This is a genomic window from Phormidium pseudopriestleyi FRX01, assembly GCF_017313335.1.
Classification (GTDB): Bacteria; Cyanobacteriota; Cyanobacteriia; order Cyanobacteriales; family Laspinemataceae; genus Laspinema; species Laspinema pseudopriestleyi.
In genome coordinates this window covers 1-11,091 of sequence record NZ_JAFLQW010000166.1, presented here as the reverse complement: position 1 = coordinate 11,091, position 11,091 = coordinate 1, and the positions used below count along the sequence as shown (strand labels likewise).

At 46.3% G+C, this 11,091-nt stretch carries 12 protein-coding genes; 6 read left to right on the top strand and 6 right to left on the bottom strand.

What is annotated here, in order from left to right:
• Positions 1-215: 215 nt before the first annotated feature.
• The 5 genes from J0895_RS06165 to J0895_RS06145 all read right to left on the bottom strand — a co-directional run bounded on the left by J0895_RS06165 (position 216) and on the right by J0895_RS06145 (position 4,797).
• Positions 216-626, bottom strand: coding sequence for a hypothetical protein (locus J0895_RS06165; protein ID WP_207087235.1), 411 nt, complete (start codon positions 624-626; stop codon positions 216-218).
• Between the two features lie 91 nt (positions 627-717).
• Positions 718-1,377, bottom strand: a complete 660-nt coding sequence (locus J0895_RS06160; protein WP_207087234.1) for a DUF4157 domain-containing protein — start codon at positions 1,375-1,377, stop codon at positions 718-720.
• Positions 1,378-1,598: 221 nt separating this feature from the next.
• Positions 1,599-1,814, bottom strand: a complete 216-nt coding sequence (locus J0895_RS06155; protein ID WP_207087233.1) for a hypothetical protein — start codon at positions 1,812-1,814, stop codon at positions 1,599-1,601.
• An 846-nt stretch (positions 1,815-2,660) separates the two neighbouring features.
• Positions 2,661-3,728 (bottom strand): pentapeptide repeat-containing protein, encoded by a 1,068-nt coding sequence (locus tag J0895_RS06150; RefSeq protein WP_207087232.1) that lies wholly within the window; start codon positions 3,726-3,728, stop codon positions 2,661-2,663.
• 139 nt (positions 3,729-3,867) lie between these two features.
• Positions 3,868-4,797 carry a hypothetical protein gene (locus J0895_RS06145; protein WP_207087231.1) on the bottom strand — a complete coding sequence of 310 codons (930 nt, stop codon included), beginning with the start codon at positions 4,795-4,797 and terminating at the stop codon, positions 3,868-3,870.
• A gap of 541 nt (positions 4,798-5,338) precedes the next feature.
• Between J0895_RS06145 and J0895_RS06140 the strand changes: the two genes are divergently transcribed.
• The 5 genes from J0895_RS06140 to J0895_RS06120 all read left to right on the top strand — a co-directional run bounded on the left by J0895_RS06140 (position 5,339) and on the right by J0895_RS06120 (position 9,328).
• Positions 5,339-5,491, top strand: coding sequence for a hypothetical protein (locus tag J0895_RS06140; RefSeq protein WP_207087230.1), 153 nt, complete (start codon positions 5,339-5,341; stop codon positions 5,489-5,491).
• A gap of 210 nt (positions 5,492-5,701) precedes the next feature.
• The gene (locus J0895_RS06135; protein WP_207087229.1) at positions 5,702-6,928 is read left to right on the top strand and encodes an AAA family ATPase; all 1,227 of its coding nucleotides are present in this window, start codon (positions 5,702-5,704) and stop codon (positions 6,926-6,928) included.
• A gap of 205 nt (positions 6,929-7,133) precedes the next feature.
• The gene (locus tag J0895_RS06130) at positions 7,134-7,682 is read left to right on the top strand and encodes an RNA 2'-phosphotransferase (protein WP_207087228.1); all 549 of its coding nucleotides are present in this window, start codon (positions 7,134-7,136) and stop codon (positions 7,680-7,682) included.
• Positions 7,683-7,794: 112 nt separating this feature from the next.
• Positions 7,795-8,649, top strand: coding sequence for a hypothetical protein (locus J0895_RS06125; RefSeq protein ID WP_207087227.1), 855 nt, complete (start codon positions 7,795-7,797; stop codon positions 8,647-8,649).
• A 37-nt stretch (positions 8,650-8,686) separates the two neighbouring features.
• Positions 8,687-9,328, top strand: a complete 642-nt coding sequence (locus J0895_RS06120; RefSeq protein WP_207087236.1) for a ThiF family adenylyltransferase — start codon at positions 8,687-8,689, stop codon at positions 9,326-9,328.
• 146 nt (positions 9,329-9,474) lie between these two features.
• Here the strand turns inward: J0895_RS06120 and J0895_RS06115 are convergent, their stop codons facing one another.
• The gene (locus J0895_RS06115) at positions 9,475-9,636 is read right to left on the bottom strand and encodes a hypothetical protein (RefSeq protein WP_207087226.1); all 162 of its coding nucleotides are present in this window, start codon (positions 9,634-9,636) and stop codon (positions 9,475-9,477) included.
• 211 nt (positions 9,637-9,847) lie between these two features.
• Here J0895_RS06115 and J0895_RS06110 point away from each other — a divergent pair.
• On the top strand, positions 9,848-11,091 hold a 1,244-nt coding region (locus J0895_RS06110), incomplete at its 3' end, for a sensor histidine kinase (RefSeq protein WP_207087225.1).

Below are 11,091 nucleotides of genomic sequence, written 5' to 3'. Positions count from 1 at the left end.
AAGACACTGGATTAACCCAATAAGCCTGTTTAATCTTTAAGTTTTAGTAGCTCCAGACTAGCTACGCATCCGTAGGTAAGAACTTGAACACTTGCCTCTAACGTAGTGAATAAACACTTAGTCTGGTAAACATTAGGCTTTTAAGGCCCACGCTGTACTGTACTCAGTCAGCGTTGGGTAGTTTACCGCTCTGATTCCCCTGCGACGTTTCCGTGCTAAACTTCGATTTGTGACTGGCCGGTGCAGATAGCGCAGGAGCATCCGAGGGCATCCCGGATCGGGTCACTTCCGGACCCCTGAGCAATTAAGGTCCCCTGATGGCGGATTTCCGGAGTCATCCATACTGATGCTAAGTTGCCGGAAACTTGAGACAGCAGACTCGGATGTAGCGGAGTGGCGATCGCCCCAGATGGAGCAATTTGCGTCACTTGGGGGACGGGTTGACTCAGATTAGACAGGGCAAACATGGGTTGTGCCGCAGCGAGGATGGAAGTAATCGCCAAGGTTAACGCTAAACTGAGGGCCGGAGCAAGTTTAAATCGAATCATAATTTCTGCTTGTGCGAGTGGATTGTCTTGAGTTGGGATGATGTTTAAGCTGACCATTTGTTCCTTCCACGATAGCATTAAACCCTCGGGACTGACTACCCTGTAAGTGCCTCTGTTTGTCGCCAGCATCCCCTCTGTCGGGTTGAAAATTTAGCCGTTGCCACTGGGATTATCGTGGACGGTAAGATCCGGGCATTTTCTTGGACAACGATTCCGCAAATTCTTTCTCAAAATCGAAGGCTTCTACTTCCAATTGATTATTTCTGTAGTTTTCTCCGGCTTTCTTATATTCCTTGAAATAATGATAGCCAAAATTTCCTAAGCTGCCGAGTTGTTCGTGCTGCTGGCAGTGAATGAGTTCGTGGGAGAGCAGGACAAGTTGCTCAAAGTCCTTTTCGTTCATCTCCTTCTTAATATAAATGGTGTTTCCATAAACTTGAGCGTTGGATTCACCGACATTAATTTTGAAACTTGCCGCCACCCAATCTTCCATTAAAGTAGCATTATAAACTACTTCTACCCGATCAACTAAATCGCCAAAATGGGGGCGTAAATATTGTTTTTGAGTCTCGGTTAAAGGTTGCGGTTCAGAATTATTGGAACGCATCACTTCTGCGGCTGCTTGATAAGCAACGGCTCCAAATTGACCCCAGGCTTCTTCCGGCATTTCTTTGGGAACTTGTCCCCGGCAAATCTGACCTCCAATGGTTTGGACATCTGGGCAAGTGTGGCTTTCTGGATTAATCGTGGGATTACTGAAGGCTCCGAAACCCACGGTTACGAATCCCAGACAAGCACCAATTAAGTTGACCTTACGGGAGGTGAGCATAACCTGAATAATGAACTTCTCTAGGGTTATTCTTGGCGGACTTTGACGCTCCCGGAAATCTGGTTTTTATCACGGTTAAACCCCTCTAAGATTGGCCAGATTAAAAGCGCCGGTCTTGGATATTTAAGCCGCGATCGCCGAGGTAAAAGTTCCCTGAATAGGAGTGAATAGTCTAGGATGCTTCGGGAGCGTATCGCCCTTGGAAATAGTTTACCCGGTTTTCAACTAAAAATTGATCGGTTTTTGACTTGGTTCCTCCAGACTTCAGGAATGAAATTCCAGATATCTCGCCAAGGATCAAGTCCTGCCACTTTCCAGTTCGATGCAGTTGCGGGGAAATATCCTCGGGTATTGCCAAAGACTTGACTCGCTTTGGACGATTCAATTCCCCGAGGAGCAGCGGATCCATCAAAGGGTGGGGTTTGAATATCAACCACCGGAGGGACTGCCTCTGAGTTGCTATTTTCTGGGCTTTAAGAGCCTTCTGGGTTCGGCTGTTAAAACATCCTAAGTGGGTTGACATTGTTTATAGATTTACCCCCTAGAGATACCCCATCCCACTGCTCTAAAACAGTGATTTGGGCTACAATTGACTATTAATTCAATTCGGCGATCGCTTCTACTGACCCCTTTTTTTACTATTTTTACTAGGCAAATTGACCCTATTTAGATTACCCGAGATTCTCTGAATTCTAACCCGGACCCGAGGCAATCAACCGTCAATGGTCATCTCTTCTCGGAATCACTGCCCGGTTATAAGTTACCTCCCGTGCTTTCCTCCCCAGAGAATCCAGTTTAGAAAAGCTGCCTCAACTGCCGGTAAGGATCTGAATTTCAACAAGTTTAGACCTCATCCCACCCGGTTGATACCGATTGGCTACAGGTCTACAATCAGAGTCATGACTGGGTAGGCTTCAATCACCCTTCAGTTCAAGCTCTGTCCCATAAAATTAACATTTGATTTCTAATCCCTGACTCTTGGTTTTGGTCGTTCAATTCAACTCAAAAATCTTCATAGCCGATTATTTTAACAGTCAACCGAACAAATTTCTACCCCAGGGATTGCCCTGACTCCAAAATACCCGAGTCCGGGCCTTGGTCCCCGCGCTCCCTGGGCCCTAGAGAGAAACCCGACGCCTGTCAAGGTGTATTTATAGTAGGGGCGCAATGCTTGCGCCCCTACAAGAAACTAGCCCTATCAAGGTGGTAGTGGGAAGGTGGTGGTGGGTGAGAATCAGGCAACTGTAGGGTGGGAAAAAGCCCACCCTACTCTACTACTCCAGTTAGCGGCACCGGGCTGTTCTGCCATCGGGTAAAATAGCGTCACAAATTATCCCTTGGGTAAAATCGACATTCTCAATCTCAATCTGAGTGAGATCCGCCCCTCGCAGATTAGTGCCAGTGAGTTGGACATTGCGGAAGGTTGCCCCGGTGAGAATAGCCCCCTCTAGGTCCGCACCAGAGAGAATTGTCCCCTCTAAACTCGCTCCCTGAAGCTGGACATTTCTGAGCTGAGTATTAATCAAAATCGCGTCATTGAGAACGACCCCATGCATATCGGCATTCCATAAATCCGCACCGGAGAGGTCCGCCTGGGTTAACAAAGCTCCTCGCAAGTTACTTCTGCTCAGGTTAGCATTTCTGAGACTGGTTCCTTGCATCTGTGTTCCTTGCAGGAACGCTTGCCGCGCACTGGCTCCACTGAGATTGGCACTATTGAGAATCGCACCACTGAGGTTGGCATTGTTGAGGGTCACCCCGAAGAGTTCGGCACCGGTGAGATTGCTCCCCTGCAGTTGTGCACCATTCAGGTTCGCTTGCTCAATGTAGATGCGGCTGAGATCCGTCCCGCTTAAATTGGCTTCGGACAAATCTGCATTCGCGAGGTTAATTAAAAATAAAACTGCACCCACGAGCTGACTCCGAGATAAATTGGCCCCAGTGAGGTTGACGCCGGTCAGATTGGCCCCGCGAAGATTGACACTTTGTAAGTTGGCTCCCGTGAGGTTGACGCCGGTCAGATTGGCCCCTCTCAAATCGGACCCTAGGAGATTGGCACTGGTGAGGTTAGAACCACTCAGATCCGCACCCGTGAGGTCAGTATTACTCAGGTTGGCACCGGTCAGAATACAGGCTTGGCACTGATTGGTTTGCATCAAGCGCATCACCCCGGCAGAGTCTTGCGATCGCCCGGGGATGGCTAGGCAAACCGCAGCCAACATCATGATGGAAATTCCCATCCATCGGTAAATCTGCCGTACTTGTAAACTCAATTTGTTGTTTTTGATGATTCGTTGATTTGCCATTCGTGGGGCCACCTCGGGAGTCCCGTAGAAAATCTTAATGTTCACCAGACGGTGATTCTAATCGATGTCTAACCCTGCAGCACCCTAATTTGTTCCTAGTTTATGCCCTTCGATGTAGGGAGTCAGTGGGTGAAGAGCTTTCCAGTCCAAGCTGAGGGGGAAAAGGGTGCGAGTCCCCCTGATTTTATCGATCGCCGGGTTTGAGGCGAAAAATATAGACGAATTTTCGGCGATCGGCAGGGATAATTTTCTTTAAAATTCCCTCCACTTCGGCTTTCGTGCCACCGCTGGCGATCGGCATTTCTTCAAACAGGGCAATCCAGCCCTTTTTTATCCCAATTTCTCGCCAACGCTCCAGATAAACTTCTGCATACAACCTCCCCATTTCTTGGTAATAGATAACTTTTAAATCGATAGTTTTTTTAACTAATTCTTGAATTTGAACTTCATATTTTTTTCGATTCTCTTCACTCTGGAGATAAAATTTTAGCCGTTCACCATCGCTCAGGGGGCCGAGTTCATCCTCGGACTGAGGTGATGGGGCTTCTGGCTTTGCCTCCAATTTGGTCAAAGAGTCGATAATTCCAAATTTTTCGACGGCATGATGATAGGTTTCAGTGAGACTCCCTTTAATGCTCAAGCCTAAATAAAAGGGATAGGCTTGTAAAGTGCCATCGTAAATAATTTTGTTTTTAAAGGGTAAGAGTACCGTTTCCACCATCACCGGCAAAACACTCCCGACCAGTTCCGGAAAGGGACAATCTAAGGCTAACACCCCGTAGGCTTTACTCGGAGGGCGATCGGCAATCAACACAGCATAATTTTCTTGATAACTATAAATATAAAATCTCCCCGAAATAAAATTCTGCCAACTGAAAACAATTTGGAGTAAATCTGGAGAGAATTTTAAGGGATTTTCTTCGGCAAATAATTCAAAAATATAGGGGTAGGCATAGAGTCGCTGACGGAGTTCATTCACCTGTAAATGCGTCAGTTCTGTCATTTCCTCTGAACCACAAATGCCTGCAAAAAGACCAATTTTTTGATTCACATAAATTAAAAGAGAATAGTATAGATGGTAAAATAAATCAATCTCTGAATCGGCTAATTGCATAATAGAACCCCTCGATTTTATCCTGGGTGGCTTCCTTCTTTTACTATAGCCTTTCCCACAGTCATGAGGTACATTTTTGGAGTGCGTTCGCGTAGCGAAGCCCGGGCGAGGGCTTTACGCACTCCTCTAAATATCTGTACGCGAATGAGGCCACCGAACCGCTATATAGCCTGCCTATCCTACTTCAGAACCCTTAGATTCAGAATAAGGGCCAACAGAAGGATGAACAACCTGTAATGGGAGATTTCAGATCAACACCGGATCTCTACCCCTCCTCATACCCCCAGACCCTAGATAGAGAGGATCTAAATCATTCTGAGCCTAAAATTAATCCGTTGGAGCATCTTGCTCTCACTCCTGTGTGGAATTGTCCGATTCATTTAGACTCGGGATAGAGACCCGCTCACAAAAATTTTTTCCCCTCTTGACAAGAATGTAACATACCTGTATTATGCTAGTATCAAAAGCCTAACTTTTTAAATTGCCATAAACTTGAAATGGGGGCGATCGCCTTCCCTGTAGAGATCTACCCCGAGGGGGTTTGCTCCTGACATCAGTCCCCATCGAAAGCCATGCGATCGCCATGCTGCCAATGGAGGGTTCGGACCCAGGGAACCTATTACAATTCCCAGGAGGAGACCCCGGGGAAATCTCCCGGGTCATTAACTCAGCGATCGCCCCCCATTTTTGTTAACATTCTATCCGTAGGGACTTTATGAAAAACATCATCTTCATTTCAGTAATTTTGCCGTAATAACTTTGCCCCAATGTAGCAACACCCTCATTTCGATAAACAGCAACTAACCGTCCCCCCTTATTTTCAATAAAGGGCTAAATTTTCCAACTCATTAAAAGCTCAGTGCAAACTTTCAATTTAGTTAGGCCATCAAAACTCACTTAAATTATGGCATTTGGCAACTTTGACAACGGAAACGAGCTTCGCGATCGCAACTCCAATCAAGACCGGGGATTACTGGGAGCAGGTTGGCGACCCTTATCCCGGGAATTTGATTGGAGTTATTTTTTCCATCTCGCCTCTAAAGACCCAGGGGAATTGGCCCACAAAACCTTAGATGTTAGTAGTGATATTGCCGATGCATTAGGTCGTCAAAATTTCACCTGGTGGGCCAATATTTTAAATGTTTTTTCCGAATACACCCGAGGAGATTTCAACGAGTTTTGGGATTACATTACTCCCGCACCCGCTGGACCCAATTATCGCACCGCCGATATGCTGGCCGCAGAAACCCCCGTGGTGCAATTCGTCAGCCGGGACAGCATCCCAATTGATTACGTCCTCAAACGCCTCCAAGAGATTACCATTTTCAAAGTTCTCGACCTCTTGGGTCGGCCCGATTTGATTACCCAATATTACCAAGACCGGCATTTTTATTATCCCATCGAGCGGTTTTCCACTTGGGAGCGTATTGAAATAATCGGGACCGTTTATGCCTATTGGAAAAAACAGGACATTTGGCTACAAATCGACCACCTCGGGCGCATTCAAAATATTGGCCGCAATCAATTTCAATATACTCTGATTGCCAACGACTTGCGATCGCTCATTAACAAAGCCACCTACAATCTAGCAGTCATGCTCAGTGGCTATCAAAGCCGTGTCGGTCAAGTTCATAGCGAATTCCCCATTCGCACCTTTCCTGCCGATATTCAAAGCTTTACCGATCGCGTCCAAGAAGCCATCTTTACCCAACCGCAACTCGCAGTCCTGGTTCATGGCGCACCGGGAACCGGCAAAACAGCTTGGACCCAAGCCGTTGCCAAAGAAATTCTAGTCCCATTGGGATATGTGATTTTTATTCTCGACCATGATGCCGTAGAAAATTTTGTTCCCCCCAGTTATTTAGAAAAAATTTGCATCATTATTAATGAAGCAGATAACCTCGCCCAAGACCGGGGAAGCGCAGCCGCTCAACGCAGCAATAAAACTGAACATATCCTCAGCTTACTCGATGGTACTTTATATCAAAGCGTCTTAGATACGGAGGGAATCAAAGCTCAACAAAAGCTGGTGTTTTTAATGACTTGTAACACAACAGAACGACTGGACCCGGCTGTCTTACGAAAAGGTAGAATTGACTTAATCTCTGAATTTACCCATCCTTTTGTTTAAAAGAAGGGCAGGGATATCTCTATCCCCATTAGAGCGCATCTATAGCCAGTCTAAATCATGATGACAATAGAATTCAGGAGTGGGAGCATCTTGCTCCCTATCAGTATTCGGGAGCAAGATGCTCCCCCTCCCTTTTTAAATTATTCACCTCCTGCAAAACGCGCTATATCAACCTTTGATTCAGCCATTAAATCTAGAAACTTTGATGACCCAAAATTCTCAATTGATTAAAATCAGTAAATATCTCAGCTATCACTTAAGACACAATCCCGGGGAAATCGGATTAGAACTGGAACCCGGGGGGTGGGTTGCGGTGGAAGCCTTATTAGCAGCCGCACAAGCGCACCAGTTCCCCCTCACCCGTTCAGAACTGAATTTAGTGGTTGAAACAAGCAATAAACAGCGCTTTTCCTTCGATTCCACCGGCACTCGAATTCGGGCAAATCAAGGGCATAGTATTCCCATAGATTTGCAACTCGAACCCCGTTGTCCCCCGGATATTCTCTATCATGGCACGGGACATCAAGCGGTTGAGTCTATTTTGGCCCAGGGATTACAAAAAAGAGCGCGCCATCATGTTCATTTATCCCCTGATATTGACACTGCTAGACAAGTGGGAATGCGTCAGGGTAAACCTGTAGTGTTCACCATTAAAGCTGCCGAAATGCACCAAGCTGGGCATTTATTTTACTGCTCCGATAATGGGGTTTGGCTCGTGGATGAAGTGCCACCGGAATATCTGGTCCTGGGATAAACCGAACCTCAACGAAATAGATAAAGGCGTGGGAGCGTCTCGCTCTCTATAAGGTTATACATCTAGTAAAAATTCCGGAAAAATGAAGCCAATTGGTTCAGGAGAAAAGCCGATGAAAAATATTCGTCACCTGCTCAAAGAATTGGCGATTCAAGAGGCTGATTTGCAGGGAAAACAGTTTCTTGCCCCAGCGGTGCAGGGGGGGCGAGTCCGACTGCGGATGGCGGGGATAATTTATACCTTTGAGATTGAGCCCAGAGGGTTTGAAGGCTGGGGAATTTTTGAGGCGATCGCCCCTGGAAAAGCCCAGCTTGTTGAACCGGCAGATTTCATGCAAATTGCCGAATATTTGGAACAATTTCCCCAAGCGCGGTTGTGGTTAGCTTATCCCCTGCGCGGTCAAACTTGGTTGGCTTATCCGATGAATGAATCAGACTGGATTCAGCGCACGGGAACGGTCAAACCTGTGGTCGTTCATTTGGTGGAAGAAGGGGGCAAGTTTGACCCCGTAGTAGTGCGTTGGGATGGCAAAAATGGCTGGTTTGAAGAGTGCGATCGCCGTGCCGACCCACTGCCCACGGAACAGCTTAGAACCGAGTTAAAGCGCTTAACTCAGCCCAAAGACTTGAGTTTTAAAGGACTGACTCCAGAAATGCGAACGGTTTACGAACAAGTCTGCGGAAAAATAGCCGAATTTAATCCAAATTGGCAGCATTACCAGGATGAAAAACGGTTGCAATCGGCGTTAAAAATGGGCGGAGGTGAGTTACAGAGTTTTCAGGAAAGTGGGGATGAATATTGGACTGTTAACTGGACTACCCGGACCGGGGAACAGCATACTTCGGCGATTTTTAAACAAGATTTAACCGTGTTCAGTTCCGGGATTTGTTTGAGCGGAAGAGACCGCGATTTTGATTTGCAATCCCTGATTGGAGTGATTGAAAATCAAGATGAAGGGTTAGAGTAATCTTTCTCAAATGTTTTTTGTAGACTTACCCAGAAAAATGTCGATTTATTTTCACGAACAACTCTATAGAACACCGTCCGTCATGGCGAAACTCCAGGGATTTCCGGTGACCATTTGTGGGGCGGGTGCTTTGGGTGCGAATCTGACTGAAAGTTTAGCCCGCAGTGGCTTACAACGGCTGATGGTCATTGATCGCGATCGCATTGAGGAGCGCAATCTTTCTACCCAGCCTTACTATCGTTCAGATATTGGCGCATTTAAAGCTAAGATTTTAGCTAACAGTCTCTATCGGGCGGTTGGAATTAAAATTGACGCCCAGGCTAAAGAATTGACCGCTGAAAATGCCAGTAAACTCATCGGGAATCAAACCGGCTTAGTCATCGATACCTTTGACAATAGTGGGTCTCGAAAAGCAGTGGCGGATTGCTGTGCCACTGAGGAAATCCCCTGTCTTCATGTAGGACTCGCGACGGATTATGCGGAAATTATTTGGAACGAAGTGTATCGCATTCCTTCCCCAGTTCAGGATGATATTTGCGATTATCCGTTGGCGAGAAATTTAGTCACGCTCACGGTGGCAGTTGCTTGTGAGGTGATTATGGGTTTTGCGATCGCCCAAGTGCGTTCTAGCTATACCGTGACCCTGGGAGATTTTGCCATTAAACCCTTTAAAGCTTGATGATCAAGCCAGTCCCAGAAAAACCGGACTTCAGCGCCCGTTTCCACCCCGATCAGAGCGGGAAGATAGGGGTGGTGAAGCGCTCATTTCGGCGAAAGGGTTAATGATGCCCATCGATTGACCGATTCAGAAGCGTTTGTAATCCCTTAATCCAGATAACCCATTAACTCAGATTCCTTGGCGGGGTTATTATTTGCGGCGATCGGACGACCGTGAGGGCCCGGGGCTAATTTAGTGATTTGGCTCCCTGGATTTGTGCTATCCTGAAGGGTCTGAGTTTGGGTATCCTTATCCGGCTCTTTAGGCACTTTTAAACTCCTATATCCATGTCGTTATTCACTATATTAGGCGATTTTAGACGATTACGAATCAAAATCGGGTAAACTAAATGACAGAAGTAGAATCAGACTCCTGATCTCTAGGGTAGGCAGAGAAAAGCCACCCAGCCAAGGGTTCATGGTGAATAAATTTTCCCCGTTCATATTTTTTCTTGAGTTCTTTAGTGTTTTCTAACTGGCTATGGGAGTTATCTTTTCAAGATATCGATTGAGAATCCCGCTGCAAGTCCTCTTAAATGTAACCCTGGTTCTGCTGCTAGTCTTTACCGTAGGAGTGACCAATTCTCTATTTTTGTATCGCAGTCATGAGGCGATCAGTTTGGTGGCCCATCAGTTAATTACGAAAGCCCGGGACAGAGTGGATTTGTACTTGAACAACTATCTCTCTCTAGCGGAACAAATTAACCGAAGTAATGTTAATGCCGTTCAGTTGGAGCGCCTAGATCCGCAGAATTTAGACGAGATAGAACGCCAGTTAATCTGGGAAATTTTCAGCTTCCATCAGATTCCCTCTATTCTCTATGGGAACGAACAAGGGGATGTCAGAATTGCTAGTAATATTCAGGGTCAAAAGACCCTGGGGGTGATTAATCATATCGAGGGTCAGACTCTGAATCAATACACCATTGATTCTCACGGACAACCTAGCCTAGAGCCGCGACAAACCGAAAAACTTCCATCGGATTGGGATGTTCGAGAACGTCCCTGGTATCTCGCTGCCAAACAGCAACAAGCACCAACCTGGACGCCTACCTTTCAACGGTGGGATAGCCAAGAGTTAGCCATTAATGCGAGTTGGCCGCTTAGGGACCCGATTACTCAAACCTTGACCGGAGTTTTTGGAATTAATTTACCCCTGAGCCAAGTTAATCAGTTTTTACAAAAAATTAAATTAGGAGAGTCGGGGGTTATTTTTATCATAGAACCCGATGGAAAATTAATTGCTAGTTCCACCGGGGAATCTCCGATTAGTAAAAGTTACCAGGGAGTGATTCATCGGAAATGGGCGCGGGAAAGTTCTCATCCTTTGGTCCGTGCCACCAGTGAATATGTGCTTTCAAGTCTTTTGAATGGGAGTCAAATAGATCCACTCTATAGCTGGCATTTTATAGAGCAAGGACAACATTATTTTGCTCATAGTTTGCCCTATAAAAATGGAGAAAATGGGCTGAATTGGAGGATTATAACGGTTATCCCGGAAGCGGATTTAATGGGACCATTGTATAAATCTTTTAAACAGAGCATGGGGTTGGGAGTGTTAGCCATCATGGGGGCAGTGGCCCTCGGGACCTGGTTGACTCAGCGGATTGTTCGTCCTATTGTGATTCTCAGTCAAACTGCTGCCACCTTAGCTCATGGAGATTTGGAGCAAAATCTGGATGAAAATTTGCCCATTCAGGAACTGGCGGGAATGGCGCGATCGTT

Excerpts from the sequence above, each read along its gene's own strand:
- J0895_RS06165 (WP_207087235.1), bottom strand. The coding sequence starts at position 626 with ATGCTATCGTGGAAGGAACAAATGGTCAGCTTAAACATCATCCCAACT.
- J0895_RS06160 (WP_207087234.1), bottom strand. The coding sequence starts at position 1,377 with ATGCTCACCTCCCGTAAGGTCAACTTAATTGGTGCTTGTCTGGGATTC.
- J0895_RS06145 (WP_207087231.1), bottom strand. The coding sequence starts at position 4,797 with ATGCAATTAGCCGATTCAGAGATTGATTTATTTTACCATCTATACTAT.
- J0895_RS06135 (WP_207087229.1), top strand. The coding sequence starts at position 5,702 with ATGGCATTTGGCAACTTTGACAACGGAAACGAGCTTCGCGATCGCAAC.
- J0895_RS06130 (WP_207087228.1), top strand. The coding sequence starts at position 7,134 with ATGACCCAAAATTCTCAATTGATTAAAATCAGTAAATATCTCAGCTAT.
- J0895_RS06125 (WP_207087227.1), top strand. The coding sequence starts at position 7,795 with ATGAAAAATATTCGTCACCTGCTCAAAGAATTGGCGATTCAAGAGGCT.
- J0895_RS06120 (WP_207087236.1), top strand. The coding sequence starts at position 8,687 with ATGTCGATTTATTTTCACGAACAACTCTATAGAACACCGTCCGTCATG.